General features: G+C 67.7%; 32 protein-coding genes and 1 pseudogene. 16 read left to right on the forward strand and 17 right to left on the reverse strand.

Features of this window, described 5'->3' with window-relative positions:
• Position 1 precedes the first annotated feature (1 nt).
• The 3 genes from BST10_RS05945 to BST10_RS05955 are packed head-to-tail and all read left to right on the forward strand — an operon-like array spanning position 2 to position 1,810.
• Entirely contained in the window at positions 2-1,027 is a 1,026-nt protein-coding gene (locus tag BST10_RS05945; protein ID WP_083037032.1) for a zinc-binding dehydrogenase, read from the forward strand.
• 46 nt (positions 1,028-1,073) lie between these two features.
• Positions 1,074-1,463: a ribbon-helix-helix protein, CopG family gene (locus BST10_RS05950; protein WP_083037033.1), complete on the forward strand. Its 390-nt coding sequence runs from the start codon at positions 1,074-1,076 to the stop codon at positions 1,461-1,463.
• Positions 1,460-1,810 (forward strand): DUF5615 family PIN-like protein, encoded by a 351-nt coding sequence (locus BST10_RS05955; protein ID WP_083037034.1) that lies wholly within the window; start codon positions 1,460-1,462, stop codon positions 1,808-1,810. The genes BST10_RS05950 and BST10_RS05955 overlap by 4 nt, the downstream gene beginning before the upstream one ends.
• On the opposite strand, the gene BST10_RS05960 is transcribed toward BST10_RS05955, so the two are convergent.
• Positions 1,807-2,784, reverse strand: a complete 978-nt coding sequence (locus tag BST10_RS05960; protein ID WP_083037036.1) for a pirin family protein — start codon at positions 2,782-2,784, stop codon at positions 1,807-1,809. The two genes, BST10_RS05955 and BST10_RS05960, sit on opposite strands and share 4 nt — an antisense overlap.
• A gap of 48 nt (positions 2,785-2,832) precedes the next feature.
• Positions 2,833-3,249, reverse strand: a complete 417-nt coding sequence (locus tag BST10_RS05965; RefSeq protein ID WP_083037039.1) for a WhiB family transcriptional regulator — start codon at positions 3,247-3,249, stop codon at positions 2,833-2,835.
• Between the two features lie 148 nt (positions 3,250-3,397).
• Here BST10_RS05965 and BST10_RS05970 point away from each other — a divergent pair, with 148 nt between their 5' ends.
• The 5 genes from BST10_RS05970 to BST10_RS05990 all read left to right on the forward strand — a co-directional run bounded on the left by BST10_RS05970 (position 3,398) and on the right by BST10_RS05990 (position 7,122).
• Entirely contained in the window at positions 3,398-4,177 is a 780-nt protein-coding gene (locus tag BST10_RS05970) for a helix-turn-helix domain-containing protein (RefSeq protein WP_083037041.1), read from the forward strand.
• The gene (locus BST10_RS05975; protein ID WP_083037044.1) at positions 4,164-4,997 is read left to right on the forward strand and encodes a C40 family peptidase; all 834 of its coding nucleotides are present in this window, start codon (positions 4,164-4,166) and stop codon (positions 4,995-4,997) included. The genes BST10_RS05970 and BST10_RS05975 overlap by 14 nt, the downstream gene beginning before the upstream one ends.
• Before the next feature lie 123 nt (positions 4,998-5,120).
• Complete coding sequence (locus tag BST10_RS05980) at positions 5,121-6,428, forward strand: DUF4226 domain-containing protein (RefSeq protein ID WP_083037046.1); 1,308 nt, start codon at positions 5,121-5,123, stop codon at positions 6,426-6,428.
• Positions 6,429-6,481: 53 nt separating this feature from the next.
• Positions 6,482-6,796, forward strand: a complete 315-nt coding sequence (locus tag BST10_RS05985) for a type VII secretion target (RefSeq protein WP_013826986.1) — start codon at positions 6,482-6,484, stop codon at positions 6,794-6,796.
• Complete coding sequence (locus BST10_RS05990; RefSeq protein WP_013826987.1) at positions 6,796-7,122, forward strand: DUF2694 family protein; 327 nt, start codon at positions 6,796-6,798, stop codon at positions 7,120-7,122. Before BST10_RS05985 ends, BST10_RS05990 begins: the two co-directional genes overlap by 1 nt.
• On the opposite strand, the gene BST10_RS23225 is transcribed toward BST10_RS05990, so the two are convergent.
• Positions 7,119-7,277: a hypothetical protein gene (locus tag BST10_RS23225; protein WP_013826988.1), complete on the reverse strand. Its 159-nt coding sequence runs from the start codon at positions 7,275-7,277 to the stop codon at positions 7,119-7,121. The two genes, BST10_RS05990 and BST10_RS23225, sit on opposite strands and share 4 nt — an antisense overlap.
• 145 nt (positions 7,278-7,422) lie before the next feature.
• On the opposite strand from BST10_RS23225, the gene BST10_RS05995 reads away from it, so the two are divergent.
• Together BST10_RS05995 and BST10_RS06000 are read left to right on the forward strand one after the other, a co-directional pair.
• Positions 7,423-9,009 carry a DUF5631 domain-containing protein gene (locus tag BST10_RS05995; RefSeq protein WP_165757180.1) on the forward strand — a complete coding sequence of 529 codons (1,587 nt, stop codon included), beginning with the start codon at positions 7,423-7,425 and terminating at the stop codon, positions 9,007-9,009.
• Between the two features lie 50 nt (positions 9,010-9,059).
• Positions 9,060-9,377, forward strand: coding sequence for a DUF2710 domain-containing protein (locus tag BST10_RS06000; protein WP_013826990.1), 318 nt, complete (start codon positions 9,060-9,062; stop codon positions 9,375-9,377).
• Positions 9,378-9,383: 6 nt separating this feature from the next.
• Here the strand turns inward: BST10_RS06000 and BST10_RS06005 are convergent.
• Positions 9,384-9,935 (reverse strand): annotated as a pseudogene (locus tag BST10_RS06005) (type VII secretion AAA-ATPase EccA); the annotation flags it as partial.
• A 216-nt stretch (positions 9,936-10,151) separates the two neighbouring features.
• Here BST10_RS06005 and BST10_RS06010 point away from each other — a divergent pair.
• From BST10_RS06010 to BST10_RS06025, 4 genes are all read left to right on the forward strand, one after another.
• Positions 10,152-11,222: a DUF4226 domain-containing protein gene (locus tag BST10_RS06010; protein WP_235673667.1), complete on the forward strand. Its 1,071-nt coding sequence runs from the start codon at positions 10,152-10,154 to the stop codon at positions 11,220-11,222.
• 92 nt (positions 11,223-11,314) lie between these two features.
• The gene (locus BST10_RS06015; RefSeq protein WP_013827004.1) at positions 11,315-11,680 is read left to right on the forward strand and encodes a hypothetical protein; all 366 of its coding nucleotides are present in this window, start codon (positions 11,315-11,317) and stop codon (positions 11,678-11,680) included.
• A gap of 147 nt (positions 11,681-11,827) precedes the next feature.
• Positions 11,828-12,313, forward strand: a complete 486-nt coding sequence (locus BST10_RS06020; protein WP_083037051.1) for a hypothetical protein — start codon at positions 11,828-11,830, stop codon at positions 12,311-12,313.
• Entirely contained in the window at positions 12,310-12,831 is a 522-nt protein-coding gene (locus BST10_RS06025) for a hypothetical protein (RefSeq protein ID WP_013827006.1), read from the forward strand. The genes BST10_RS06020 and BST10_RS06025 overlap by 4 nt, the downstream gene beginning before the upstream one ends.
• A gap of 10 nt (positions 12,832-12,841) precedes the next feature.
• On the opposite strand, the gene BST10_RS06030 is transcribed toward BST10_RS06025, so the two are convergent.
• The 4 genes from BST10_RS06030 to BST10_RS23725 are packed head-to-tail and all read right to left on the reverse strand — an operon-like array spanning position 12,842 to position 15,168.
• Positions 12,842-13,252, reverse strand: a complete 411-nt coding sequence (locus tag BST10_RS06030) for a type II toxin-antitoxin system VapC family toxin (RefSeq protein WP_083037053.1) — start codon at positions 13,250-13,252, stop codon at positions 12,842-12,844.
• A complete protein-coding gene (locus BST10_RS06035; protein WP_083037056.1) occupies positions 13,249-13,467 on the reverse strand; it encodes a type II toxin-antitoxin system CcdA family antitoxin in 219 nt (72 codons plus the stop codon). Before BST10_RS06035 ends, BST10_RS06030 begins: the two co-directional genes overlap by 4 nt.
• Before the next feature lie 43 nt (positions 13,468-13,510).
• Entirely contained in the window at positions 13,511-14,473 is a 963-nt protein-coding gene (locus tag BST10_RS06040; RefSeq protein WP_235673668.1) for a hypothetical protein, read from the reverse strand.
• Positions 14,470-15,168 carry a DUF5631 domain-containing protein gene (locus tag BST10_RS23725; protein ID WP_083037158.1) on the reverse strand — a complete coding sequence of 233 codons (699 nt, stop codon included), beginning with the start codon at positions 15,166-15,168 and terminating at the stop codon, positions 14,470-14,472. Before BST10_RS23725 ends, BST10_RS06040 begins: the two co-directional genes overlap by 4 nt.
• A gap of 1,407 nt (positions 15,169-16,575) precedes the next feature.
• Here BST10_RS23725 and BST10_RS23730 point away from each other — a divergent pair.
• On the forward strand, positions 16,576-16,884 hold the full coding sequence (locus BST10_RS23730) for a hypothetical protein (RefSeq protein ID WP_133054407.1): 309 nt from the start codon (positions 16,576-16,578) through the stop codon (positions 16,882-16,884).
• Between the two features lie 217 nt (positions 16,885-17,101).
• Here the strand turns inward: BST10_RS23730 and BST10_RS06050 are convergent, their stop codons facing one another.
• From BST10_RS06050 to BST10_RS06065, 4 genes are all read right to left on the reverse strand, one after another.
• Positions 17,102-17,569, reverse strand: a complete 468-nt coding sequence (locus BST10_RS06050) for a hypothetical protein (protein ID WP_083037159.1) — start codon at positions 17,567-17,569, stop codon at positions 17,102-17,104.
• A 406-nt stretch (positions 17,570-17,975) separates the two neighbouring features.
• Positions 17,976-18,461: an Rv0361 family membrane protein gene (locus tag BST10_RS22935; RefSeq protein WP_133054408.1), complete on the reverse strand. Its 486-nt coding sequence runs from the start codon at positions 18,459-18,461 to the stop codon at positions 17,976-17,978.
• A gap of 45 nt (positions 18,462-18,506) precedes the next feature.
• The gene (locus BST10_RS06060) at positions 18,507-20,183 is read right to left on the reverse strand and encodes a serine/threonine-protein kinase PknH/PknJ (protein ID WP_235673670.1); all 1,677 of its coding nucleotides are present in this window, start codon (positions 20,181-20,183) and stop codon (positions 18,507-18,509) included.
• Between the two features lie 109 nt (positions 20,184-20,292).
• Complete coding sequence (locus BST10_RS06065) at positions 20,293-20,625, reverse strand: VOC family protein (RefSeq protein WP_275987725.1); 333 nt, start codon at positions 20,623-20,625, stop codon at positions 20,293-20,295.
• A 180-nt stretch (positions 20,626-20,805) separates the two neighbouring features.
• Between BST10_RS06065 and BST10_RS06070 the strand changes: the two genes are divergently transcribed.
• Positions 20,806-21,417 carry a GNAT family N-acetyltransferase gene (locus BST10_RS06070; protein ID WP_083037068.1) on the forward strand — a complete coding sequence of 204 codons (612 nt, stop codon included), beginning with the start codon at positions 20,806-20,808 and terminating at the stop codon, positions 21,415-21,417.
• A 3-nt stretch (positions 21,418-21,420) separates the two neighbouring features.
• Here the strand turns inward: BST10_RS06070 and BST10_RS06075 are convergent, their stop codons facing one another.
• The 5 genes from BST10_RS06075 to BST10_RS06095 all read right to left on the reverse strand — a co-directional run bounded on the left by BST10_RS06075 (position 21,421) and on the right by BST10_RS06095 (position 26,243).
• Positions 21,421-22,539, reverse strand: a complete 1,119-nt coding sequence (locus tag BST10_RS06075) for a nitronate monooxygenase (RefSeq protein WP_083037070.1) — start codon at positions 22,537-22,539, stop codon at positions 21,421-21,423.
• A gap of 25 nt (positions 22,540-22,564) precedes the next feature.
• A complete protein-coding gene (locus BST10_RS06080; RefSeq protein ID WP_083037073.1) occupies positions 22,565-23,008 on the reverse strand; it encodes a type II toxin-antitoxin system VapC family toxin in 444 nt (147 codons plus the stop codon).
• Positions 23,005-23,238 carry a FitA-like ribbon-helix-helix domain-containing protein gene (locus BST10_RS06085; protein ID WP_083037076.1) on the reverse strand — a complete coding sequence of 78 codons (234 nt, stop codon included), beginning with the start codon at positions 23,236-23,238 and terminating at the stop codon, positions 23,005-23,007. The genes BST10_RS06080 and BST10_RS06085 overlap by 4 nt, the downstream gene beginning before the upstream one ends.
• Positions 23,239-23,315: 77 nt before the next feature.
• The gene (locus BST10_RS06090; RefSeq protein ID WP_083037078.1) at positions 23,316-24,776 is read right to left on the reverse strand and encodes an alkaline phosphatase family protein; all 1,461 of its coding nucleotides are present in this window, start codon (positions 24,774-24,776) and stop codon (positions 23,316-23,318) included.
• 6 nt (positions 24,777-24,782) lie between these two features.
• Entirely contained in the window at positions 24,783-26,243 is a 1,461-nt protein-coding gene (locus BST10_RS06095; RefSeq protein WP_083037080.1) for an alkaline phosphatase family protein, read from the reverse strand.
• Between the last annotated feature and the right edge of the window lie 64 nt (positions 26,244-26,307).

The following is a 26,307-nucleotide window of genomic DNA, read 5'->3' on the forward strand; positions in this document are numbered from 1 at the left end:
GATGCGCAGTGTCGTAATCGATGCGCCCGGATCGGTCCGCGTCGACACCCGCCCCGACCCCGGCCTGCCCGGCGCCGACGGTGCCGTGGTCGCGGTGAGCGCGACAGCGATCTGCGGCTCGGACCTGCACTTCTACGAGGGCGATTACCCCATCGTCGATCCGGTGCCGCTCGGCCACGAGGCGATCGGCACCGTCGTCGAGGCCGGCCCCGAGGTGACCTCGGTCAAGGCCGGCGACCGGGTGATGGTCTCCTCGGTCGCCGGGTGCGGGCGTTGCGCCGGCTGCGCCACCCGCGACCCGATCCGATGCCACGCCGGCCCGCTGATCTTCGGCTCCGGCGCCCTGGGCGGGGCCCAGTCGGAGCTGCTCGCCGTGCCCGGCGCGGACTTTCAGCTCGCCCCCATCCCCGACGGGCTCTGTGACGAGGAAGCCCTGCTGCTCACCGACAACCTCGCCACCGGCTGGGCGGCGGCGTTGCGTGCCGACATCCCGGTGGGTGGCACCGTGGCCGTGATCGGGCTGGGAGCGGTGGGCCTGTGTGCGGCACAAAGTGCGTTGTTCCTCGGCGCGGCAACGGTTCTCGGCATCGACCCGGTCCCCCAGCGTCGGGACCGTGCGGCAGCGATGGGCGCCACACCCGCACCGCCGTCAGCGACGGTCGCGGCGATGGAACACACCGGCGGTCGCGGCGTCGACGCGGTGATCGACGCCGTCGGCTCGGACACCACGATGGCCGACGCCCTGACCGCGGTGCGCGCCGGCGGCACGGTGTCGGTGGTCGGCGTGCATGACCTGCAGCCCTTCCCCTTCCCCGCGCTGGCTGCCCTGGTGCGCAGCATCACGCTGCGTATGACGACCGCGCCGGTTCAGCAGACCTGGCCGCAACTGGTGCCGCTGCTGCAATCCGGGCGGCTGTCGGTGGCCGGCATCTTCACCACCGAGATGCCGCTGGACGCCGCGGCCGACGCCTACCGTGCGGTCGCCGCCCGATCCGGGGACGTGGTGAAGGTGCTGCTCACGCCGTAGCGGACGGCCGCTCCCACGATTGTTTACAACGTGCAACACTGTAGGCATGTCGGTGAATGTCTCTGTCCGCCTCGATGACCGCCTGGCTGAGCGGCTGCGATTGCGTGCCCGCGCAGCCGGGGAAAGCCTGTCGGAGCGGCTTCGGCGCTACGCTGACGAAGGCGCCCGGCGCGACGAGCATCCGTTGATCACATTTCGCGATGGCCCGAACGGCCGGCGGGCCGGCGTCATCGGCGGGCCCGACGTCTGGGAGATCGCCATGTGGATCGACGACCTCGGGCCGGTCGACGATCCGACGGCCGAACTAGCGGCAGACGGGACCGCCACCCGACCCCAGATCGACGCAGCGTTGGCGTACCGAAGTGCGTATCCCGACGAGATTCAGGCCCGCATCGATCTGCATCGCAGTGAGACCGCCGTCGCCGACAACCGGTGAAGGTACTTCTGGATGAGATGTATCCGGCCGCCTTGGCGGAGCGTCTGGAAGCAGCCGGTCTCACGGTGAGCACGGTGGCCGGCCTCGGTCTCGCCGGCCACGATGACCCGACCGTGTTTGCAGCGGCTGTGGCCGGCGGCTACACGGTGCTCACCGAGAACGTCGGTGATTTCACGCGGATCGCCGCGGAGTACCTTGCCGGAGGTCGGCACCACGGTGGGCTATTGATCGCCTTGGCCACGCGGTTTTCTCGGCGTCCGTCGGGGGTCGCGCCGCTCGCCGCGGCTGTCGCCGCCGTGCAAGCCGAAGATCTCGCCGACCGGACCGTGTTCTTGGAGCAGCCTTAGCCACGGTCGGCCCGGCGAGGCCGCAGCCGCACCGGTGGCAGTGGCGGTGCGGGCAGTCGCTCCAGCCGGCCCCGGTAGCCGCTGACCGCGCCGAACCGATCGTCGCCGTCCTGCCACCGCCGCCGGTACTCGGCGATCTCGTCGTGGCTACGGCCGATGAAGTTCCACCACAGCACCAGCTCTTCGCCGAACGGCACCCCACCCAGCAGCAGCGCCCGGGCGGGGGAGTCGCCGGTGTTGGTCAGTGTCAGCACCGTGCGGCCCGGGCCCTGGTAGCCCAGCTCGCCGACCACCAGCGCGGCCCCGTGCAGCCCGACCGCACCCCGATCACACAGCACGCCGTGCTCGAACGCCGGATCGATTTCCAGCGCGAGTTCGCTTCGCGGGTGCATGTCGACCTGGGCGCCCAGCAGCGGAGTGAACGACGGAACGGGGGAGCGGTGACCGGCCAGTTCACCGAGGAACACCAGCGCGGTGGCACCGGTCAGCGGCACCGGTTCGGGTGCGTAGTGGTGGAAGGCTCGGCCGGTGTGGCGGGCGGAATCCGGCAGCGCCACCCACAGCTGAACACCGTGCAGCACCGGTGCGGCGTCGGCGTCCACCGAGACCTCCGAATGGCAGATGCCTGCGCCGGCGGTCATCAGGTTCAACTCGCCGGGGCGCACCTGCGCGTGCACTCCGCCGCTGTCGCGGTGCTCGACGCGGCCGTCTAACAGCCACGTCGCGGTCTGCAGTCCGGTGTGCGGATGTGGCGGGACGTCCATCCCCCCGGCGCGGCCGATGTCATGCGGCCCGTAATGGTCGACGAAGCACCAGGCGCCGATCAGCGAGCGCTGCCGCTGCGGCAGCGTGCGGCGAACCCGCATGGCGCGGGGCCCGCCCAGCGGCACCTCCCGCGGGTGTAACACCTCGATACCGTCGGCCGGTGCTGCCGCACAGGCGAATTCAGCCGATGTGGTCTCCAGGTTGCTCAACCGCCCACCTCCGTGCCGTGCACCGAGCCGCGCCGGTGACACTACCGGTCACGCTGCCGACGGGGAACCGAACCGGTCAGTGGGCAGGTGAAAAACCGCCACGGCCACCGGCAGCTGCTGCCGTTCGTGGTTGGTCAGCAACACCTGGTTATCGGGTAGCTCGCGGGAATTGATGTTGCCGGCGGCGATCTCGCGCAGCACCGCGTGGGCTTGCGCGAGCTCGGCGCGTTTGCGGTACTGACCGCCGGGAAGCTTGACCCCGGCCCACACGCCGTACTCCTCGCCGCGCTCCACCGCCAGCGCGGCGCAGCGACGCTGCTGCGCCAGGGGGCAGCGGCGCAGGCATAGCAGCCGCGCCTCGGTGGCGGACTGTTCGTAGGCCCGAGCCTTGGCGGCGCCGTCGGCTCCGTCAGCGTCGGGGTAACCGAACCACAGTTCGGGGTTGGTGGCGCAGGGCGGTGCCATCGGGGCCTCCTCTTGAAAGCGAATCAGATAACGTGGATGGAAACGTATATGAACGAATAACGCGGACGCAAGAGAAGTGGATAAAAACATATATGTAAGTCGTGAAGGCCGAGGCTGTGTACTATCCGGTCATGGTCGGGGCGCAACGGTGAGCCGCGAGTCGGCGGGCGCGGCCATCCGAGCCCTGCGCGAGGCGCGGGACTGGTCGCTGGCGGAACTGGCCGCAGTCACCGGAGTAAGCATCATGGGCTTGAGCTACTTGGAGCGAGGCGCCCGTAAACCACATAAAGGCACAGTTCAGAAGGTGGAGAACGGTCTGGGCCTACCGCCGGGAACCTATTCCCGGCTGCTGGTTGCCGATGACGCGGCCGCCGAGCTGGCGCAGTTGCTGGCCGTGCCGCGTACGTCGCCCGTGCGGCCGGCCGGGGCCGTCGTCGTCGACCGTCACAGCGATACCGAAGTCTTGGAGGGATACGCCGAGGCGCAGCTCGAGGCGCTGCGTTCGGTGATCGCGCGGCTTCCCTCGGAAACATCAGACGAATACGAGACCTATATTCTTTCCGTGATCACGCAGTGCGTGACGGCGGAGATGCTGGCTGCCAGCTCGTGGCGGGTGGCGGTCAACGCCGGCGCGGAGCACGCCGCCAACCTCATGGCGCATCTGCAGTCTCTGGAGGCGATCCGCAGCGACCTGCTGCAACGCATGCCCAGCAGCCTTCCCGCCCGGTTCGACGACGCATGCGCGCGGTCGTCGCTGCCCGAGCCGGTGATCGCAGCGTTGCTCGGTGTCAGTGCGGAGGAGATGTGGGATATCCGCAACAGGGGAGTGATCCCGCCGGGCGCGCTGGCCCGGGTGCGCGCGTTCGCCGACGGGGCCGCGGAGACGCCCGAGCGAGCCGACGAAGGAGGCAACCGTGAGCGATGGTGATCTGGAATTGCTGGACCGCGCCCACCGACTGTTCGCGGGACACCCGCAGCCGGTGTCACTGAACGCCCGGCTGGAACGCTATATCGACTTGCTCGAGCGAACCGCCGCCTCACCGACCGGCCCCGGGCACGGCCGTTACCGGCAGACCGTGCTCGCTCAGCGAGAGCTGTTGTCGCGGAACGCCCGTACCGATGCCGCCGCCACCGCCGTACTCTCCGCCGCGGTTGCCGACCACGCCCGGGCGGGGCAGCAGACCAACGGCGTGGTCGCGGCTGCCCGCGCCGACGCGGCCGTCGTTCCCGACACCCCACTGGCACAGCGAGAGGCGATGCGCCGACGAGCGGCACGATTGCGAGCCCAGCGCGCCCACGTGCTGACGGCCCGGCACCGCGCGCAGGCGCATCGGCGGCGGCTGCGGCGATTGCGCTACCGGGGCGCGCGCCGCCGGACAGCGGGCCTTGATGGGTTGCGGCTGCCCAATACTCGCGCCGGAGCGGCGGTCCGCGCCGCGTTGTCCAGGCTCGGCAAGCCCTATGTCTGGGGGGCCACCGGCCCGGACCGATTCGACTGCTCGGGGCTGACGCAGTGGGCCTACACCCAGGCCGGAGTGCCACTGTCTCGCACCACCTACACCCAGATCCACGACGGAATTCCGGTGGCGCGCTCCCAGATCCGGCCCGGCGATCTGGTGTTCCCCAGCATCGGCCACGTCCAGCTGGCGATCGGCAACAATATGGTGGTCGAGGCACCACACGCCGGGGCAACGGTCCAGATCAGCCCGCTGGGCGCCAACGTGGCGATCCGGCGCCCGGTGCCATGACCCGGGTGTCCCCACCGGGACGTCAGGTGAATTGTCGGCTCCGAGCGCCGTCGGTACAGTCACCGGCCATGGAGCGGTCAGCGCATGAACGCCGGGCCGGCGCAACGATGTTGGGCTGAAGGAATGGCGACCCGCGACGAGGTGCTGGACGCGATCCATCGTATCGAAAACACCGGTGGTGCGGGCGAAGCGACCCGCGCCGCGCAGGCGGCGCTGACCCTTCCGCTGCCGCCGGACGGCTACGACCGGGTTCTGCACCGGCTGGCGCCGGCCGATACGCAGCAGGGCAGCGCCGTGCGGGCCATGAGGACTGCTGAATCAGCTCTGGCGCAACAGTTGTCGGCGACGGCGGAATTCGATCGACAGATCATCGCCGCACTGCGGCATGCGCACAAGACCACCCTGGAGGGCCGGCGGCGCCTCGACAACGTGCAGACGGAGATCGTCGGCGCCACGCAACACTGGGACCTGAGCACCGCCGCGGGCGCGCGGGAGTTCCAGCGATTCCTGATCGTCAAACTCGGCGAGATCATCGGGGTGGTCGAAGAGGCCAACGACGACGACACCTCCAAGCAGGAACTGACCACCGCGTTGACCGCGCTGTATGCGGCACCCGCGGCGCAACGCGACGATCCCGCACCGGTCGAACAGAATCCGGAACCCGACGGCGGCCCGTCCCCGACACCCGTCGCCCCGAGCCTTGCCGAGGCTGCCCCGAGCGTTGCCGAGGACGGCTACCTCGATGCACTGCCGGACGAGGAACCGGAAGACGATTACCGGATCTCCGCCCAGCGGCCGTCAGCGGCGCCACCGATGCCCGCGTTCCCAGGTTTCGGGGGCGAGGGCCCCGGCTTCGGTGCGATGCCGCCCGTGGCAGGGATGCCGCCGGCCGGATCACTGTCGGGGCCCGGCTACGGCACCGAACCCGTCGACGACGAGGGGCTGCCGGATGCGGTGGCACCGGCCGATGACGACACCGCCCCGGCAGGGGGCGACCGCGACGATGACCGCGATGACGCGGCAGCGGAGCCCCCGCCCGACGGCCCCGTCACCGTGACACTGCCCGACGGCGCGACCACCACCGTTGTTGATCCCCAGTTGGCCGCCGCGATGCAGGCCGCCGCCGACGGGACGCCCGTGGCAGAGGCGTTCCGCCGCCAGGGGATTGACATCCCGCCCGCCGGAACACCGGTGATGTCACCGGTCGACCAGGCACAGCTGCGGCCGGGGGACATCGGGGTGTTCACCGACCGCCATGCCCTGTCGGTCGGGAACGGCAAAGCGTTGCTCGACGGGCAACTCCACCTCGCCGCCAACCTGCGCGGGCCGGGCTTCCTGGGCTGGCAGCATCCGCCGGTGCGCATCGCGGAGCCCACCGCGGCCGGCGAACCGGCCCCCACCAGGCCCGCGATGTCGGTTCGGGGCCCGTGAGCTTGAAAATCCGCGTTGCAACCGTCATCGTCGACTAGCCAGGGAGGTACCAGATGCCAGAGAACATCCACGTCGATCAGGGCGTTCTGACCAACGCCGCCGGGAACCACCGGGAAGCGTCGGACTACCTTGCCACCGTCCCGGCATCTCACGAGGCGATCCAGACCACGCTGAGTGCACTCGGGCCGATCTACGGCGACTTTCGCCGGGCGGCCGGCGCCTTGCTCGACGCCCGGAAGAACTGTTACGACGACCAGTCGAACGAACATGCCGAGATGTCGGACAACCTGAACCTGGCCGTGACAACGTGGAACCAGCATGAAGACGACGCCGCCACGTCCTTCCGGCGTCTCACCGACGGGCGCTGATGACTGAGCCGAACCCCGCGTTCGACACCACCCACCCGAGCGGTGATGTGCTGTTCCGGTCTTGCCGCGGCGGGTATCTGCACAGTGTGGCGCTCAGCGAGGCGGCCATGACAGCCGACGCCGACCGGCTGGCGGAGGCCATCGTGCTGGCCGCGGACGTGTCGTATCTCAAGGCCGCGTTGGAGATCCGCGGCGAGATCGTCAGCACGGGCCACTCCCCGTCGGCGGCGGTGCCGACCACCGACGATCTCCGGGTGGCCACCGAGCGGCTGCTGAACCACCGATTGCACGCCGGCCACCGGGCCGAGGACGGCACCGGACGTTAAACCACCCAGCGGCCGGCGGCGTCGGTCCGCGGCGCGATGTCGGCTGGCGGATCAACGACCATGTCGCCGAAGAGGTTTCGTGCTCGCTCGAGCAGCGCGAGCACTTCGCGGAGCTGCGCTGCACACCCCGTTGCGGGGGACCCGGCGTCGGCCATGGTTTGCACGCTACCGACCTGCTGTGGGGCTGACAATTCACGACGCAACGAGGTTGTTGATGAGCGCCGCGCGGTGTTGCGCGGCGGGTTCGACGCGCGCCGAATTCCGGCAGGGCGGTTGGGCGGGCAACGGTAGGCTTGCGCGGTGGCTATCTTCGGTCGGCGGTCGGCGCGTCAGCGCCTCCGGAACGCGGCTCGGGAAGCACTGGCGATCCCGGCCTTCAGCGCTCCGGTCGACTGTAGTGCTTGGGTACTCGGGGGGCTGTGGCCGGCCGAATTGGCGACGATCACCCCGGAGACGGCCCCGCTCGCCGATTACCTGAGCGCGGATCTGCAGCGCATCGCGAATTCGGCGAACGAGAAACTGCATGCGATCGGTCGATCCGACCTTGTCGGGCAGGCACGACAGACCGCGGAGGCCAGGGTCATCAACGTCGCCCGGGCGTTCGCGGTCCTTCGGGTGGAGTCGACCGTTCGGCAACTTCACAAGGAAGCCCTGGAGTTCGGCACTGAGTACGTCAGCCTGAACGCGGCACCGGTGGCCGTCGAGGCGCCCGAGCGGATTCCGGCGAAGCCCGAGCAGTCCCGCTCCGCCGAGCCGGCCCGCTCCGCCGAGCCGCCCCGCGACATCGCGGGCAAACGCGGCGGACGGGCACGCCATCGAATGCCCGAACCGGTCGTCGTGGACGCGCCGACCGACGTGACACCGCCGACCCCGGAAGTGCTGCCGCCCGCACCGCCGCCACCGCCTCCAACTCCACCTCCACCATCGCCATCAGTTCCCGAGTCCGCTGGGATGTTCGACACGGTCGAGCCGGAGCGGCCCGCAACTTCGTTTCGGCCCGCTGCGCTGGGCGTCGGCGGTGGCGAGCAGGAATCGTCGAGCATCACCGGGTTCGCGGCGGAACCGGCTGTCCCGGCTGAGCCTGTCGTCGTCTCGCCGGTTGAACCCGGCGTCGTACCGCTGGCCGAGGTGGACGCCGTGACCGCCGCCGTTCCTGCGGCCCCCGAACTGGGCACTGCGGCGTCGTCTCCGGAACCCGTGCCCGCCGAACCCATTCCGGCGACACCCGCTCCGCCGGCGGTCACCGAGTCCAGCGAGCAGCGGTTGCAGCGCCTGCTGGCCTTCGTCGCCCGTCAGGAACCCGGCCTGCGCTGGGCCATCGGCACCTTCGCCGACGGAAGAACGCTTCTGGTCACCGATGTCGCCAACGGCTGGGTCCCGTCCGGGATCGAGGTACCGGCCGGCGTGCACCTGCTGGAGCCCGGCCGCCGGAGCGGGACCGCCACCGCGATGCTGGGCGCCCCGGCGGATTCGGCCTCCTACAGCCCCGGCGACCGACTGGGCTGGGCCAGCGACTTCGGTGCGACGGACGCTTCGGTACAGCCTCGCGAGTTGGAGCCCATCGACGACCTCGGCTGGCAGCTCACCGAGGCCACGCACTGGCGTGACGGGCTGCCGCGGATGGCCAACACCCTGGCCAAGGCCGGATCCGCCGGAACCGGCGTGCTCGACGCCGAAATAGACCTGCTCCGGGTTCATCTGGACACGTTGCGTTACCAGTTGCTGGCGCAGTACCCCGACACCGACCTCACGTTGGTGCTGAACTGCATGCTGTTGGCTGCCACCGAAGGCGTCGCGACCGGCGACACGGTATCGGCCAACTACCACTACAGCTGGTTCCGGGCGCTCAGCGCGCCGCCGGCCAGCCAATGGGATCCGCAGGCCTAACGGGCGATGATGAATTGACGCTGCTCACACCGGCTCGACATACTTAGCCAATGTCGGGGCCGGATAGCCGCGCGGAACTCAGCGATAAGGACCTCGTTGAGTCCGTCCTGCGGGATCTGCGTGAGGCCGCCGAGAAATGGGAAGCCCTGGTCGCCGAGGCCGAGAACACCACCTACAGCGTCGATCTCGGAGACGTCCGGGCCGTCGCGAATTCGGACGGCCGACTGCTCGAGCTGACATTGCATCCGTGCGTGGTCAGCGACTACACCTACAGCGAACTGTCGGAGCGGCTCAACGTCGTCTTCACCGCGCTGCGCGAAGAGGCCGAGTCCGACTTCGAGGCCAGATACGGCAGCAGCCACCGCTGAGGCGACCTACCAGCTGATGGCGGCCATCTCGCGCTTGGTGTCGCACACCGCACGCACCGCGGCGTCGATGTCGACGGCGGTGATGGTCTTGAGGTCGTCGATCGTCACCGGGTGACCGGCGCGCTTCTGGGCAGCCACCCGGGTGTCGCGGGCCAATTCGGCTTCCTCGATCACGTTCCGCGCGAACCGGCCGTTGTGCATGATGTTGATGCCGTGCTCGCCGCGCGGACTGAAATAGTTTCTGATGGCGGTCGCCATCTCCAGGAAGCGTTGCCGCGCCTCAGGGTTCAGCTCGGTGGCGCGGCTGGAGCCGTAGCGCTCACCGATCTCGACGATCTCTTCCGGCGAGTAGGACTCGAACCGGATCTTGCGGTTGAAACGGCTCGCCAGGCCGGGGTTGACGGTGAGGAACTCATCGACCTGGTCCTCGTAACCGGCGGCGAGGAAACAGAAGTCGAAGCGGTGTTTCTCCAGCGCGATCAGCAGCTGGTTGACGGCCTCCATGCCGATCATGTCGGGTGTCCCGTCCTGGTGGCGTTCCACGAGTGAATAGAACTCGTGCTTCATTCGCACCGAGAACTTGGTGGTGGCCGCACGCAACCGGCGGTTGTAGAACAGGTGCCCGGAGTTCTGGTCCCGGTTCGACAGACTCAGCGGCATGAGCTGGCTGCTCCTTTGATCGACAACCGCACCCGACGACAATACTGGCGCCGGCCTGCGGGAACCAGTCACCAGCGGTGACGTGATGACGCCGGTGCGCGTAGCTTTTGGGCTATGCCGGAGGTGATGGGGGTATTCGCGAACGCGGCGCGGGCGCGGGAAGCGGAATTGACGCGGCGGTTGGCGACGTCGGTGGAACTCGACCGGTCTTTCCAGGAGATCCTGCGCGGCGCCCACCAGTTCAACGCGCAGTCGCGGCAGCGACTGGATGCGCTTGAAGCCGAGATCCGCCAGGCCGCCGCCGCTTGGCCGGCCCTGAACACCCCGGCCAACGCGCGACAGTTCCAGGCGTACCTGACCGGCAAGACCCGCGAGATTCACAAGGTCGTCGCCGATGCCGCCGCCGACAGTCAGCAGCGGGCGGCGCAGGTGCAGGCACTGACCGGGCGGTATCCGCTTCGTGGGGACCGAACCATCCAATCAGTCGATTTCCCGCAACAGGGCCCGCCGCCCGTCGACCCGCTTGAACAGATCTTGAAGACATACCAGGTATCGGAGGATCCCGATGGCGAACTCGATTGGGAGCCGCCGTGGCCGCTCAGCTTGGCCACCGACCCAGTACACGTGACCGCGGGCGAGGCGCGCATGCTCGAAGACCTTTCACCGTTTGCGCTGCGGGATCTGAACCAAATCAAAGAAGCCGCCGCAACCGAAGCCAAGGTGCGTTTTCCGCCCCAGAATGGTCCCAACGACACAGCCGACAACCACACCGACGCCTTCCGGCACGCATACTGGAATGCCCTTATGACGCAACGATTCGGCGAGAACTGGACCCGCGACTTTGCGACCGCGCACGAACGGCTGCCCAACAACCACGCCACCGCCGAGGCGATGGATCTGTACAACAACGAACTTGGCCGAGAAATCGCAACAGCTAACCCACGCGCCACTCCGGCGCAGCTAGCGGACCTGGTGCAACGGGCCGTCGACAGTGGCGACACCGTCGTGGTCGCGCCCGGCGGCGAGAAGCTGGCCTGGAGCAACAGCATCGCCTGGGGTGAGGCAGGCACGACGACGAATGCGACGCTACCGGGTCAGACGCCAACGCCAACCGGTGCGGGGCCCGGTGGGGTCTACGACCCCGGTCAACCCGGCGGCTACGGAACGTCGGCAGGAGGGTACTGAACGTGGTGAGCAGAGCAGCGCCGATACGCAGTGCGCTTAGTGTCCTATTGCTGTGCATGTTGGTGACGAGCTGCGGGCTAATGAGGCAATCGATGGACATCGACTACAACGATCAACGACTCAACGAGGGCTTGGCAAACCTTCTGCATCAAGGCAAGTCGGGCAGACTGAGTGACTTCACCTCGTGGCCCTGGGATGAGGTGCATCTGTTTCATGAATACACCGAGCGGGAGTTCATCGAGAAAACCGTCGGCGCGCCGGTGATCCGGTCGAATTTCTTTGAATCCAAAGCCAGTCTGTTGGTCTTCGAGGACCACGGGAAGCCCGTCAAGGCCGTCGGTATTGCCGCCGACTACCTACGTGGGCAGGACCATCGCGTGAGTTGGCCCGCCGACGTGATGCTGCAACCGTGTTGTGGCGGGTATCTGCAGCTGACGTTGCCATCGGCGGGAGCGTAGCTCCCCGCAAGGGTTCCAGGCCACGAACTTGGTCACCGCACGTTCGTCGGTGCGGTGGTGCCGCGCCGGGTGGTCGACGACGTTAGCCAGCGCGGGAACCAGTCGGTGTGGAATACGCGATGACGCCGGTGCGCGTAGTTTTGCGCTATGCCGGAGGTGATGGGGGCGTTCGCCGACGCGGCGCGGGCGCGGGAAGCGGAAAACCTCTGGAGCTACGGCGCCGCGTGGGCATCCGAGGTCAGCGGCGGGAGCGTCGTCACGGCGCCCAACGGGATGTTGATGGGTCTCGGGGGCAAGGTTCAGGACACGTTGAGCTGCCAGGGCGGCACCACCTATGGCGACGTCTTCATGGTCAACATCGATCGATCCGCCGATCCGGCCGAGCAACTTCGCAAAATCGTCCACTCCGGTGTGGCCTGGGGTCCCGACAGCAACGGTGATCCCGTCCAAAACGCGCAACTAGATCTTGATCGGTTGCTTCACCACGAGGAGCGGCATTCTCAGCAATACGCAAAACTCGGGCCAGTTCGCATGGGCGTCGCCTACGGTGAGGAAGCGATCCGGACGCGGATTTTCGGCGGAGACAACTGGTTTGAGAAGAACGCGGGCCTACACGACGGCGGATACGAATGATTCGCCGGCTTGGCGCACTGGGCACGTTGGTCGTAGCCCTGTTGGCCGGATGCCCGGCCAAAGCCCCGTGGGCCCCGTCGCTGCCGCCGGCCTTCGGCGCCCGGGTAACCAACGGAAAGCTACAGATCTGGACGGGCTCACCCTGCGTCGGCGTCACTCGTATTGCGCTCTACTTCGGCCCCGGTACGGCCGAGTTGACACTGACCTCGCCGGAAGGCGTCGATATCGAGCGCCTCACGCTCGGCGGACCGTACCCGGTGGGCATGACCGAGTCCCAGCCCTTGCCCGCCGACTTTGAATGGCGCAACGAGAAGACCATGGGCTTCTCCACCTACGGCGGATCTAGCCGCTGGGGCACGAGCACGGATCTGACCGAAGTCATCGAGGGATCCGGGACCCACCCCGAGGACACCTTTTGGTTCCAGGATGTCGGCTGGCTCAACCCCGCGCAGGTGGCTGCGCAGGACGGCAGAACCTTCTTGGCGACGTGTACCGCCGATCCGGCCAAGAAGAGTTGAGGCTCGGTAATCAGCCGATGGCGTCGGCCGCGGGCCAGGCACGCGCGAGCCGCTGGTCGGTGGTGATCAACACCAGGTTCGCGGTGTCGGCGAGTTCCACGTAGAGGGCATCGGTGAGGCGCAGAACATCGTGGCGGGCCCAGGCTCCAGCAAGCAACGGAGAGAGCGCGTGTCGAGTCACCGGTGCCCGCCCAAGCTCATCCAACGCCGCCTCCACCTCCGCAGCGGTGAGGACACCGCCACGATGCATGCGCCCGAGTGCTGACAACACCTCGGCGTCAAAGTGTGCCGGCGTGTGCATCACCGTGCCGATCAGTCGCGCACGCACCGCCGGGAACCGATCGGTGCGGGCAAGTAAGTCCACCATGGCACTGGCGTCGAGGACTACCTGATCGGCCGGTGAAGCGGCGGAGCTCCTCACCCTCCGAACTCATCGCGGGCAGCGTCGAGCGCATCCAGCACGGCGTCGTGGTGAGCGCCGGTGGTCCTGGTCTCCAAGCCGCCAAGCCAGGTATCAGTTGCAGAATTCTCCAACTCGGCGGTGATGGCAGCCTGGGTCAGCGCCGATACGTTCAGCCCGCGCGCCCTGGCTCGCTCCGCCAAGTCGTCCGGGACGTACACGTTCAGCCGAGCCATACACACAAATATACACACATGCGTCCGGGGCGGTGCTACGGCGCTACTTCGACGAGTCGTCCTTGTCCACGATGCGTCTCAGCGGTGTCAGACCGGTCGGGCCGGTGTCCTTCGCGACGGACTTCGTCACGGGCACGTTCGGCGGGGCTGTGGTGCGGCCCTTGACGGGCTGGCCGTTGGGAACGCCGGGGGCGGCGATCCGCTTCTCGCCGGCCTTGTCGTCCTTGCCGCCCTTGCCGCCGGCAGCGGCGCCGCCCGGCATCATCGGCATCATCCCGCCGCCGCCCGCACCGCCGGTGGCGGGCGTGCCACCGCTGGGACCGGCGGCGCCGGTGTTCGCCAGCGAACTGGCGGGAGTCGTCGGTGTCGAGGTGCCCGGCACCGGGGGCGGACCGAGGTTGCTGGCGGGGGTGGTGCCCATGCCCAGACCGCCGCCGCCAGCTCCACCAGAGCCGAAGTCACCGCCACCCAATCCGGGGTCCGGGCTGATGTCCGAGGCGAGGGTGGTGCCGCCGAGGCCCCCCTTTGCCAAGGATTGCGCTGCGCCCATCAGCGGTGACAACGCGCCTTGGCCGGCCTGCATCAGCCCCTGCGGCAACCTGCTCGCCGCGCCGAGCGCACCGCTTAGTGCGCCGGTGATGCCCTGCATCGCGCCGGTCATGCCCTGCATCGCTCCGCCCATCGCTTCCTGCGATCCCTGCTGCGCCATGGCGGCGTCGCCTTCGCCGGCGACGCCCTCGAACTTCGATACCGCGTCGGCTTCGTTGGTGGCGAACTTGCGCGCGGCGTCGCTAGCACCAGCTTTGCGTTCGGTGGTGTCAGTGGCGATTTGAGTGTTGGTTTCGGGCAGGTCCGTATTAGTCGTGAAACCGAACGCGGCGGCGGTCAAGTCGACCGGGCTTTGTCCACCCAAGTGCGCCGGACCTGTCGGGATCGGTTCAGGGGGCAGGCCACGCAGAATGTCCCAATAGTCCATGGGGTTGACTTCGATTTTGTCGCCCGTCATCGCAGTACACCTCCATGCCGCACCGCCACCGTTTCATGCCACGCCAGGTGATAGCGGGCCAGTTCCTCGCTCCCGTCGATGAGGGCGTCGACGGCGGCCAGCAGCATCCAGTCGGCGACATCTCTGGGGGCGTGCTCGGGATAGGCCGACAGTACCCGCGCAGCGGTGTCGGCGACTACCTGCCGGAACAGCTCGACCTCGTTGTCGGCGACGCCGGATCTACGGGCCATCGCTTGCGCGACGGTCTGCACGATGCGTGGCAACCGGGTACTGGACCCGGCGACATCGATCAAGGTCGGGCCCAGTTCGTCGACATGCTGGCCGTAGCGGGCACGTTCCCCGGTCCCGGGAACCGGCGGATCGTGCGGATCGGCCTCGGTGATGTAGGTATTCGGCTCATGAGTCGCCGCTGCAATCACTGCCCCGAGTAGATCGACCGCGCTCGTGCCACTGCGGCGGTGCGCCGGATCAAGCAGAGTGACCCCGGGCGGAAGCGTGACGGTGGAGGGAATCCAGCCGCCGGCCAAATCGGTCACCACCACCGTCGTGGTCTCGTCATCACGTAATCCGGCCGCCCACGCGAGGTTCGGTGCCTGGCGGGCGACGGCGTCAACCTTGCGCTGCAGATCCTGGTGTTCGGCCAAACGCTTAGCGGCGGTGCCGGCCCCGGCGCCGGCGGTACCCCCGGCAGCCATACCGCCGGCCATCGCCGCGCCCGACTGCCCGGCGGGACCGGGAGATGGTCTCCCCGGGGTCGAGCGATCGCTTGAGGAAGCCACCGTCGTTCCACTAGAAGCCGGGGTGGTGGGGCCACCCGGCGGCGGCGACGTCGGCGCCGCCGGCGCACCAGCAGTCGCTGCGGGAACTCCCGGGGCTGTGCCGGTCGCCGGGCGTAGATCCGCTCCGTAGCCGGGCAACGGCCCCGAGGGTGCAGCAGGAGCGGCGCTGATCGGCGCCGATGGCGCCGCGGCCGGCCCGGTGGTCACGGATGGTGGCGCTGGAGTGGGCGTCGCGCCCGTGGTCGGGGCCGTTGGGGCCACTTCTTGGCTTGAGCCGGCCAAGTGACCCAGGTTGCCGAGTAGGCCGCCTGCCATCGGCGTCGACGACGGGGACGGCGGAACTTGCGGAGCAGAGGACTGGGAGAGCCCGGAGCCATCCATCCCGCTGTGTGACAACGGTGATTGCGGTCCGCCCAGCGCGCCCGGCCCAGACGGGCCGCCTGGCATGCCGGAGCCGAAAGGTTGGCTCAGGCCACCGCCTTGGAGTCCGGGCGGCATGGAGCCACCGCTTCCCCCGCCGAGGCCAGGCATGGATGACAGAGCTGACGATCCGCCGCCTCCCCCTGAAGGCGTGGAGGGAACTCCGAAGCCCGTGTTGCTTCCGGCGGTTGTTGCCGCACCGTTGAGCGGCCCACCACCTCCGCCGTTGCTGCCGCCGGCGAGGACGTGGGCTCCGCCGTTTCCGCCACCCCCGACAGTGGCGCCTGAGCCACCGTTAGCACCGCCGCTCGGGCCGCCGTTTCCGCCGCTGCCGACTGTGGCGCCTGAGCCACCGTTAGCGCCGCCGCTCGGGCCGCCGTTACCTCCGCCGTTTCCGCCGCTGCCGACTGTGGCGCCCGGGTCGCCGCTGCCGGTGCTTCCGCCGCTGGCAGTCGCTGTGCCACCGGTTGGGGCGCCTCCGGCGGGTGTAGTGGTGCCACCGGGTGTGGCGCCTGCTGGGCCGACCGTGCCGCCGCCGGGTGCGGTTTTGGAGCCGGCGGGCGTGGCGGCTGCTGGGCCGACTCCGCTGGGTGTGGCGCCTGCTGGGCCGACCGTGCCGCCGCCGGGTGGGGTTTTGGAGCCGGCGGGCGTGGGGGCTGCTGGGCCGACTCCGCTGGGTGTGGCGCCTGCTGGGCCGACCGTGCCGCCGCCGGGTGCGGTTTTGGAGTCGGCGGGTGCGGTGCCGGTCGGGCCGACTCCCCCAGGAGAGCCGGTCTCGCCTGTTCTGTCGCCGGTGGTTCCTGCTGCGCCTGCTCCGCCGTCGGAACCGCCGCCCTTACGCCGTGTCCGGTTCACGTCGTCCGCGCTGATGTGCGGTGTCGGCGGTGTGCCAAAGCTTGCGCCGTGCTTCTCAAGCCACTCCTGGGCGTCTTCGTCGACGTCCATACCGTTGAACATCGCCTGGGTTGCGCTGACGATCGCACCATTGGCGTCAATGCTGGCACTCGTCGCCAAGGCGTTGGCTTCGGCGACCACCCGGTTAATCTCAGGCAGTTTGGATTCCACCGAGCCTTGGCGGGAGAGTATATTATTGATCTCTTGGTTGCCTTGACGGGCAATCTCGGTCAGGCGGTCACGGAGATTATTCACAGCGTCGGCAACTCTGCTGTTGGCGGCGCTTTTGGCGCGGCAGTCGTCACGAACTTTCCTTAGCCGCTTTATGCCCGTCCGCAGCTTGGCAATCATGTCATCAGCGGTATGGCCGCTGTTGTTTTGCCCAAAGAATGTGAGGACTTTGTCTAACTCGCTAGCTTCTTGTTCTTTGACGTCGGCATGGCCGGACCAGAAGCCGATTCCGAACGTCGGTTGAGTCGGCGGCGCGGGCCACGCTGCACCCACCAGCCAGGCTGACCATTTCCCGGGCGGAAGGTCACTCACCGCAGAGCTCTTCCATCTTTCCAACCTTGGCGTTCGTTGCGTCGATAGCGACTTGGTATTTTGCGGGATCCGCCAAGCTTCCCGTAGCTGCCATGTTCTGATAAGCGGCCGCTAAAGCGCGCGCAGCATCGCGATACTCCCCAGCTAGCGCCGGGTCTCGGGCCGCGGTTTCGAGCATGAGTGCCCCGTTGATCATTGAGATTCTTGCCAGTGCAGTGTCGCCGTCCGGCGCAGTCTCGATGTGAGCAGCGCGTGATGCGAGCTTGTAGTTGTCGCACAGTTGTGCCTGGGCAGCGGCTTTCTCAGCCGCCGTATAGTCGGGTCGGGGCGACGGGCGGACGAGCGCAACGATCGCCACAATCAAGGCAGCCAGAGCCAGCAAGCCAGTTACTGCCGCGGGTGTTATCGCGGTCCGACGGTGCGGCTGAACAGGCGGCGGTATTGGCCAGGGCTGTGTCATGGTCACCTTGCGGATGGTAGACCCGTGGGGCAGTTCTTCGCTTACACTGCTGCTTCATCGGCTGAGCTGCGGCAGGCGTGATGCCGCTGGGTCTTGTTCATAACGCCTCCACCATGTCGGGGCCGGTCCGCGCGGATAATCGGATTGCGGGTGTGGAGTGCCGCACCCGGTACTAGGTGCCAGCGGGCGAGCGGCAGGTTCGACGTCAAGATCAGGGAGGTCCATCTGACCGCCGACAAGCTACGGGTAGCCCGTCCCGAGGCCTTTCCGACTCGATCTTGACCCCCAACGCCAACGGTTTTCAGAATCCCAGTCGTAGACTGTGTGAGCGGTGGGTTGCCGTCCTAGTGAACAACAAAATCATAGAACCCCACCTGAAGAGCCCGGGCTGAACCGCGCAGGAGCGTTATCGCACGCAGATCTTCCAGCCGTCGCCACGCTCCAGTCGCAGTGTGGGAGCGAGGTTTCCCGACGCCTCATTCTGCGAATCGAGGGTCACCGTGGCGACGTCGCCGTCGATGTCGACCGCGCTGACCGTGGCGCGGGTCAGCCCACCATCGGCTCGGGTTTTCTTCAGCAGGTCCATGACCGGGCCATCGGTGAATTGGTCACGCATCGCCGGACACATCTGCTCTTTGTAGGCATCCCAATTCTGCGTGTTGTAGGCGTCTTGAAACGCCTGCATGGTCTGGCGGATCTGGTCTTCATCGGAGGGCGGAGGAGGCGGTTCCGGAGCCGGCGGGGCAGGCGGTGCGACGGCCGATGGTGCGGGGGAGGCGGAGTGCTCGGCAACCGGAGTTCCCGCGGTCAGCGATGAGCTGCACGACGTCGCCAGCACGCTGGTGACCAGTAACGAACCGATGCCCGCATACCAGCGCCTGGATGCGATCACTGGACCTCCTGGTGGGTAGTAGCAATTCAGGCTATTCCCGGCGGCCTATCGGCGGGGCACGCGGTCGCCGGTAGCGTTGACCAGCGCGGATACATCGTTGCCGCCACGTGGAAGGCACTGCCGGATATCGATGAGCACATTGCCGCGCACGTTGATCCCGTGCTGGCAGACCGCGGTGCCGTCGCGCAGCCTGGCGGCCGAGGTGACGGTACCGGCGAAGGTCTGCGATTGGTCGAAGTCCCACGTCTGCGGCCCGCTGCCGGGGGCGGCGACGGTTATCGACTGGCCGGCGCAGCCCTGCCATTGCCGCTGCTGTCGTTGCAGCGACTGCACCGCCGCCATGTGCGTCGGATAGGACACCACGGCCTGCACCACGCCTTCCTCGGTGGCCTTGCGGTTCATCGCGCGAAGAACCTGCACGGCGACCCCGGTCTGTCCGTGACCGCCCATAGCGCGCTCCTGCACGGGAGCCCAGGTGCCGACGCAGTCCGGGGCAGAGACGGCAGCAGCGTCATCGAGCAGGGTGCTGACGTCTTCTTCGAGAACCAACTCGTGTTCGGTGCTGCGGAGTTGGCCGGCCGGCAACAGAATCGGACGCAACGCTTCCGGTTGCACGTCGTCGGACGCCGCTCCCTGCGGGGCACCGGGCTCGGCCCCGGCAAGGGGAATCGTGGAGTGCGCCGGTGCATCCGACGTGACGACGGTGGTCGGCTCAGGGGGGCGCTCTCGGCCCGCCATCGTGGCGGCGGCTATCGATCCGGCCACCACCAGAACTGCCGCGGCGCCGCCGGCCAGCACCCACGTACGCCGCCGCGGCGAGGACGGCCGCTCAGGTTGGCGCACCGGAGTCGACTGCGGGGTGGCGTAGTGCAACCCGGCCGGCAACTGGTTGGACAGTGCGGCCCGCGCCGCCTGGGCGAGCGCGCTTGCCGAGGGGAACCGAGCAGCAGGGTCCTTGGACATGGCCGTGGCGATGACGACGTCGAGTGCCGGCGGCAGACTGGGGACAAAATCAGTGGGCCGCGGCGGCGGCTGATGCAGGTGGGCCATCATCACCGCGGCCATCCCGTTGGCCGACGAGAACGGCGCGTAGCCGGTCAGCAGGGAAAACAGCGTGCAACCCAGCGAGTAGATATCGGCACGGCCGTCGAGGTGGGTGCCGGACAGGACTTCCGGTGCCGCGTAGGCGATGGTCGCCAGCACTGATCCGGTCGCGGTCAGCCCGACGTCGTCGAGGGCCCGCGCGATACCGAAATCAGCCAGCAGGGCGCGCTCGTCTGCGCCGGGTGTGCCCGTCAACAAGAAGTTGGCGGGCTTGACGTCGCGGTGAATGACGTTGCGGGCGTGGGCGTAGTCGAGGGCGTTGGCGACATCGCTGACGATGTGCACCGCACGCTGCGGTGTCATGGTGCCGCCGAGTTGGGCCGCGTCGGCGTCGGTGCCGTCGACGAACTGCATGGCGATCCACAACTGGCCGTCGGCGGTCTGCCCGCGGTTGTAGACCGAGACGATGTGGGGGTGGTCCAGGCCGGCGGCTACTTCGGCTTCGCGAACGAAACGGGCGCGGAAATCAGGGTTGCGGGACAGCTCGGCGGAAAGGATCTTCAGCGCCTCGCGGCGGGGAAGTGTCGGATTGGCCGCGAGGTACACCGTCCCCATGCCGCCGGTGCCGAGTACCCGCTCGATGCGGTACCCGGCGACTACCTGCCCGGCGGTGAACATCGCCACCCCCGTCGGTCATCGGCGTCGCCTGTGTACCGCCGCATAGCGGGAAAGGCTACCGAGTCGGTGTCGCCGGCAGGCGAGATCCCCCGGTGCGCGACGCTGACCCCTACCGTGCCAGCGGCTTGTAGAACACCAGCCCGTTGCCCTTGTTGTCATAGACCACGGCGCGACGCTCGTGTGCGTCGTCGTAGGGGCCCTTGACGATCCCACCGCCACTGGCCTCGATGGCCTTGGCGGCGCCATCGACGTCGTCGGTCTTGATGCCGACGACGACCTGGCCGTGGATGGGATGATCGACCGCGGTGGCCAACGCCAGCGTCACCGACCCGCCGTCGAGGGCGGCGAAGTGGGTGCCGTCGCGAAACTTCAACGGCATGCCCAGCGTCTCGCTGTAGAACTGGATCGATTCATCCAGGTCGTCGGTGGACAAGACGATCATCCGAATGTCGTGGTCGCTCACGGTGGACTCCTGTCGTCGGACGTCCCTTGCAGCCTAAGCCGAAGCGCCGCGCCGCCACAGGGTCATAAGGCTCATATCCCGCGCCAGGCTGTGCTGGTCCCACAGCAAGCTGCTCATAGCCACCGAACCTGCCGTTGCGGGCGCCACTAATCTGGCCAGATGTTGATTGACGTACGGCCCGCGAACAAGCCCGACATCGCACCGCTGGCGCAGACGTTGGGACGGGCGTTCTATGACGACCCGGTGTCGATGTGGATGCTGCCCGACGACGCCTCTCGCACCGCGCAGCTGACGGCGTTCTTCGGCACCTCGACCCGGGTGCACCATCTGTCCGGCGGTGGGGTCGAGGTGGCCTACGACGGTGCGACCGTGGGGGCGGCAGCGCTGTGGGATCCGCCCAACCGCTGGAAGCAGTCCACCTGGTCGCAGCTGCGGATGGTGCCGTCGCTGATCCGGTCCTTCGGCTTCCGCCTGTCGCAGGGCCGGGCGCTGTCGGATCTGTTGGATGCCAACCACCCTGAGGAGCCGCACTGGTATCTGGCGGTGATCGGCAGTGACCCATCGGTGCGGGGGCGCGGCTTCGGGCAGGCCGTCATGCAGCCGCGGCTGGAGCGCTGCGACGCCGAGTCCTGCCCGGCGTATCTGGAGTCCAGCAAGGAAGAAAACGTGCCGTATTACGAGCGGTTCGGCTTCCGGGTGATCGGGGAGATCACCTTGCCCAACGGCGGGCCGACGCTGTGGAAGATGTGGCGGGCGCCCCAGAACCCGTAGTAGTCACTCCCCGACCGAGTCGCCGAGCCGCTCGGCGGCCGCGAGGTAGTCCTGCGCGAACTCGAACACCACCTCGCGCGCGGGCTTGACCTTGTTCATCAGGCCGACACCCTGGCCGACGAAATACGTGGCCAGGGCTTGCGCGCCGGGGTGCCCGGCGGCGGCGAGGGCGTCGACGCGGCGAAGCGCGGGCTCGGCCAGCATGGATTGCAGCGGTAGCGGCAGTGTCGGGTGGCCGGCTTCGTTGGGTCGCCAGGCGTCGGTCCACTCCGAGACCAGCTGCCGGGCAGGCTTGCCGGTGCGCCCGGTTGAGCGGATGGTGTCGCGCGAGGTCGCCGCGAGCATCTTCTGCTTGGTGTGCGGGGCGGTTTCGGCTTCCTCGGTGGTCAGCCAGACCGAACCCGTCCAGGCTCCGGCCGCACCCAGGGCCACACACGCGGCCATCTGCCGGCCGGTGACGATCCCGCCGGCGGCGAGCACGGGGACGGCGTCGTCGATGGCGTCGATGACTTCGGGTACCAGCACCAACGTGGAGACCTCGCCGCAGTGGCCGCCGGCCTCGGTGCCCTGGGCGACGATGAGGTCGACACCGTGAGTCACCTGCTTGAGGGCGTGTTCCTTGGCACCGATCAGGGCCGCGACCGGGATGCCGTGGTCCCGACCGGACTTGATCATGTAGTCCGGCGGCACGCCGAGTGCGTTGGCCATCAGCCTGATGGGATGAGCGACGGCGACCTCGAGCAACTGCTCTCCGGCGCTGCCGGCGAGCATGGCCGGCCCCAAACGTGGCTTGTCATCGGGTTCGATGTCGTGCTCGGCCAACAGGTTTGCGATGAACGTCTGGTACTCATCGGGGATCCGGTCAGACAGTTGACGGCCGGACAAGCTCTCGCCCTTGCCTTCGAACTTGGCGGGCACGATGATGTCGATGCCGTAAGGCTTGCCCTTCACCTGCTCGTCGATCCAGCTCAACTCCTGATCGAGTTGCTCAGGGGTGTAGGCGGCACCGCCGAGGACGCCGAAACCGCCCGCATTCGTCACGGCGGCCACGACGTCGCGGCAGTGGCTGAAGGCGAACAGCGGGAAGTCGATGCCGTACTGCTCGCAAATGGGAGTCTTCACGGGTCCGCTCCTTCGTTGGGCATGGTCACTCGGGGCCTCGGGACTCGCTGGTCGCCCCCACTGCCCAGGGGTCAATACAGGGGACGCCCAGCTCCCGGAAATGCTTGATGTTTCGCGTCACCACGACCATGCCGGTCGACTCTGCAACCGCCGCAATAAGAGCGTCATCCAGGGGTGCCCGCTCGGGAACCGGGTACGCAGCAAGAATGCGCGCCGCCCGTAGATCGAAGGCCAACACCCGATCGGCGAAGGCAGGAAGCACACGGTTCTCGAACCATCGTCGAAGAACCTGTCCCTGCGCCGGGTCCGACCGCTCCTTGGCCACCACACCGCGCTCGATCTCGGCGATGGACACCGCCGCCACGAACTGATCGCCCACCGGCACGGAAATCGCCCACGCCTCGACCGACGGATTGCGGCCACGGACCCGTAGCGCGGACACCACGTTCGTGTCGAGGACGTATCTCATAGGTCGGGTGTGCGCGCAGTGAGGGGCAAGCGTTGCGGCTCGAACTCGATCTCCGAGCCTTCGTCGCTGCTGAGCATGTCGACCATCGTGGCGCCTGATTGCTCGAGTGCTTGACTGAGGATCGCCCGGGCCTCTGCCTCAACGGAGCGGCGGTGTTGCCGGGCGCGTTCCCGCAGTGCGGCTTTGGTGCCGGCGGGCAGATTCCGGATAAGGATCTGTTCTAGATTCACGGAACCTCCAACGCGATATCAGTTACACGATATCACGCGTAGGCTTTGCAGTGCCCGGTGCACGAAACGGGTCCGTATCAGCCCACCAGCGCGTCGATGTCGACCAGCAGCGGCAGGTCGGCGTCGACCAGGTCGGGGACGGCGACCGTGTGGCCGGCCAACAGCGCCGCCACCGAATCGGAGAACTCGGCGCTGCCCGGCAGCGGCAGCGGTGCGTCTTCCGGCGGGATGACGCCGGCCCCGGTCAGGTAGGCCACCGCTCTGCCCAAGTCCGTCGCGACGTCTGCGACCACACCTCCGACGGTGTTGAGCAGCCACTGGGCGCCCTGAGCCAGCCCGCTGATCAGGAAGATGTCCTGGTCGATGATCGTCTGCAGGAAGTTGCTGATGGGCGGAAGCAGGTAGCTGCCGATGAAGAAACCGGCTCCGCCGGCCAGCGCACGGATGCTCAACATGATGTTGGTGCCGATGTCGGGGTAGCCGTAGCTGTTGATCGCATCGGTGAGGGATTGCTTGAGATCGACCGGCATGATGAAGCCGTTCAGAATCTCCGGGTCGGTTTGCATCGGGACGCCGTCGAAGTCCGAGCGCATCTGGATTCCGAAGGCCTGCAGGATCGTGGGCGTGATGTCGACGGTCTGGTAACTGAGGTTCTGGCCTCCGGCCTGGTCGTCATTTCCGGCCAGCGAGAACATGACGAAACTCGATGTCTCGTTGGGCGTCTGGAAGCCGTGGCCGAGGCTGAAACCCGGCAGGGTCACCGTCTGCTGGTGGCCGTGGTCGGTCACGGCGATGATCGTCCAGCGGTCACCGGTGGCCGCCTCGGCCTGGGCTACCGCCTCCAGGATCTGCTTGAAGTTGGCGCCGACGTTGATGACGGCTTCCTTGTACTCCTCCGACCCGCCGCTGTAGGAGTGTCCGGCGTGGTCGACCTGGGACTGGTAGGAGAACATGAACGTCGAGGTGTCCGGGTTCTCCGTGGTCGCCAGAATCCTGGCGACGGTCTCGTCGGTGACCAGCGCGTCCATCTCCGCCGAGGTGGAACCACCGGTGATGCCGATGATGTTGTCGGCGGGATAGCCGCCCGTGGAGGCCATCTCGGTGAACAGGCCCCGACCGGAGATGACCGTGGTGTCGACCTCCGGCTTGTGGTACTCGATCAGGTTGAACACCGACGGCCAGGTGGTGTAGGGCTCGGGCCGGTAGACGTTGCTGACCACCCCGTGTTTGTCGTCCCAGACCCCGGTGAGGATCGTCGACCACGACGGCGTCGACATCGTTTGATGGCCGGCGATGGTCGTGGCGGCGGTGACGCCCCGATCCATCAGCATCTTGAATCCGCTGTCGTCGTTATAGGCGTACTCGAGGATCTTGTCGAGGTTGGTGCCATCGGTGCCCAGCAGCAGCACATGTTCGGCGGCAAGCAGCCAATCGGCGGTTACGGTCGACAAGCCCACCTGCGTCCCCACCGCCGCGCCGGCTCCGGCTACCAGGCCGGCGACGGCGGTACCACACAGGATCTGCTTGAGCGTTGTCATGGTGCGTCAGCCCAGCAGCGCGTCGACGTCGAGCAGCAGCGACAGGTCGAGGTCCCCGATGTCGGGGGCGGTAAAGGTGTCGCCGGCCAACAGCGACTCCAACGATCCGGTGAACTCGGCGGCCCCCGGCAGCGGCAGCGGTGCGTCGGTCGGGGCGATCACGCCCGACCCGAGCAGATACGCGAATCCGTGTGCCACCGTGTTGGTCACGTTCACCGTCAGACCGCCGAAGAACTCGTTGATCTGCTGGGCGACCTCGGCCAGCCCGCTGATCAGGAAGATGTCCTGGTCGACGATCGACTGTAGGAAGGTGTCGATCTCGGTCACAAACTTGTCGAGGAAGTACGGCACGGACCCGATCACCGTCCGGATGGCCAGCGTGATGTCGTTGCCGATGTTCGGGTAGCCGTACATCGCGAGAGCGTCGAGCAGCGACTGCTTGAGATCGGTGGGCTCGACGATGCCATCCAACACGGCCGGGTCGTTCACCAGCGAGACCCCGTCGAAGTCTGAGCGCAGCGGGATGCCGAACAGCGACAGGATCGTCGGGGTGATGTCCACCGTGGAGTACCCCAAGCTTTGGCTGCCGTCGTTCGCGTCATCGCCGGCCTGGTCGAAGATGACGAACGACGATGTCTCATTGGGCGATTGGAAGCCGTGGCCGATGCTGAGGCCGGGCAGGGTCACCGTCTGCTGGTGGCCGTGGTCGGTGGTGAGGATGATCGACCAGTCGTCGCCGGTGATCGACTGCACGTGGGCGATCGCGGCCAGGATCTGTTGGATATTGGCCCCGAGGTTGATGATGGATTGCATGTATTCTTCCGACCCGCCGGCGAACGAGTGTCCCGCGTGGTCGGCCTGCGACTGGTAGGAGAACAGGAAACTCGAGATGTCATCCGGATTGTCCTCCGTGCCCAGGATCTGAGCAATGGTGAGCGCGGTGACCAGCGCGTCAGAGTCGGCCGGGCTGTCCCCCGCCGGGACGAAGATGTTGTTGTCGACCGAGTAGCCGCCCGCGCCGGCCAATTGGTTGAGGTACTCCCAGTTGCTGATGATCGTGGTGTCGACCTCCGGCTTGTTGTACTCGATGAGGTTGAACACCGTCGGCCACTGGTTGTACGGCTCGGGCCGGAACAGGTTGTTGAAGACACCGTGCTTGTCGTCCCACACGCCGGTGAGGACCGTCGACCATGACGGCCCGGATAGCGTCGTGTGATTGGTCAGGCTCGCCGCTCCGGTGATGCCCTGGTCCATCGCCGTCTTGAAGCCGCTGTCGTCGTCGTAGGCGTACTCCAGGACCTTGGAGAGGTTGACGCCGTCGAGGCCGATCAGCAGCACGTGCTCGGCGGCGAGCAGCCAGTCGGCGGTCACCGCGGACAACCCGGCCGGCGCGCCGACGGCCGCTCCGGTCGCGGCGACCATGCCGGCGACGGTTGCACCACACAGGAACTGCTTGATTGTCGTCACGTTCGGTGTCCCTCGTCGAAGTTGCGCAGGTCAGTTGCGCGAGACACTAGCAGAAGCCCAGGAA

Source organism: Mycolicibacter algericus DSM 45454 (assembly GCF_002086455.1).
Taxonomy (GTDB): Bacteria; Actinomycetota; Actinomycetes; order Mycobacteriales; family Mycobacteriaceae; genus Mycobacterium; species Mycobacterium algericum.

What these genes read in the sequence shown, in the direction of transcription:
- BST10_RS05945 (WP_083037032.1), top strand. Translation starts at nt 2, where the DNA reads ATGCGCAGTGTCGTAATCGATGCGCCCGGATCGGTCCGCGTCGACACC.
- BST10_RS05950 (WP_083037033.1), top strand. Translation starts at nt 1,074, where the DNA reads ATGTCGGTGAATGTCTCTGTCCGCCTCGATGACCGCCTGGCTGAGCGG.
- BST10_RS05965 (WP_083037039.1), bottom strand. Translation starts at nt 3,249, where the DNA reads ATGGCACCGCCCTGCGCCACCAACCCCGAACTGTGGTTCGGTTACCCC.
- BST10_RS05980 (WP_083037046.1), top strand. Translation starts at nt 5,121, where the DNA reads ATGGCGACCCGCGACGAGGTGCTGGACGCGATCCATCGTATCGAAAAC.
- BST10_RS05985 (WP_013826986.1), top strand. Translation starts at nt 6,482, where the DNA reads ATGCCAGAGAACATCCACGTCGATCAGGGCGTTCTGACCAACGCCGCC.
- BST10_RS05990 (WP_013826987.1), top strand. Translation starts at nt 6,796, where the DNA reads ATGACTGAGCCGAACCCCGCGTTCGACACCACCCACCCGAGCGGTGAT.
- BST10_RS23225 (WP_013826988.1), bottom strand. Translation starts at nt 7,277, where the DNA reads ATGGCCGACGCCGGGTCCCCCGCAACGGGGTGTGCAGCGCAGCTCCGC.
- BST10_RS06000 (WP_013826990.1), top strand. Translation starts at nt 9,060, where the DNA reads ATGTCGGGGCCGGATAGCCGCGCGGAACTCAGCGATAAGGACCTCGTT.
- BST10_RS06010 (WP_235673667.1), top strand. Translation starts at nt 10,152, where the DNA reads ATGCCGGAGGTGATGGGGGTATTCGCGAACGCGGCGCGGGCGCGGGAA.
- BST10_RS06015 (WP_013827004.1), top strand. Translation starts at nt 11,315, where the DNA reads ATGGACATCGACTACAACGATCAACGACTCAACGAGGGCTTGGCAAAC.
- BST10_RS06020 (WP_083037051.1), top strand. Translation starts at nt 11,828, where the DNA reads ATGCCGGAGGTGATGGGGGCGTTCGCCGACGCGGCGCGGGCGCGGGAA.
- BST10_RS06025 (WP_013827006.1), top strand. Translation starts at nt 12,310, where the DNA reads ATGATTCGCCGGCTTGGCGCACTGGGCACGTTGGTCGTAGCCCTGTTG.
- BST10_RS06035 (WP_083037056.1), bottom strand. Translation starts at nt 13,467, where the DNA reads ATGGCTCGGCTGAACGTGTACGTCCCGGACGACTTGGCGGAGCGAGCC.
- BST10_RS06040 (WP_235673668.1), bottom strand. Translation starts at nt 14,473, where the DNA reads ATGACGGGCGACAAAATCGAAGTCAACCCCATGGACTATTGGGACATT.
- BST10_RS23725 (WP_083037158.1), bottom strand. Translation starts at nt 15,168, where the DNA reads ATGGCTGCCGGGGGTACCGCCGGCGCCGGGGCCGGCACCGCCGCTAAG.
- BST10_RS06050 (WP_083037159.1), bottom strand. Translation starts at nt 17,569, where the DNA reads ATGACACAGCCCTGGCCAATACCGCCGCCTGTTCAGCCGCACCGTCGG.
- BST10_RS06060 (WP_235673670.1), bottom strand. Translation starts at nt 20,183, where the DNA reads ATGTTCACCGCCGGGCAGGTAGTCGCCGGGTACCGCATCGAGCGGGTA.
- BST10_RS06065 (WP_275987725.1), bottom strand. Translation starts at nt 20,625, where the DNA reads ATGATCGTCTTGTCCACCGACGACCTGGATGAATCGATCCAGTTCTAC.
- BST10_RS06070 (WP_083037068.1), top strand. Translation starts at nt 20,806, where the DNA reads ATGTTGATTGACGTACGGCCCGCGAACAAGCCCGACATCGCACCGCTG.
- BST10_RS06080 (WP_083037073.1), bottom strand. Translation starts at nt 23,008, where the DNA reads ATGAGATACGTCCTCGACACGAACGTGGTGTCCGCGCTACGGGTCCGT.
- BST10_RS06090 (WP_083037078.1), bottom strand. Translation starts at nt 24,776, where the DNA reads ATGACAACGCTCAAGCAGATCCTGTGTGGTACCGCCGTCGCCGGCCTG.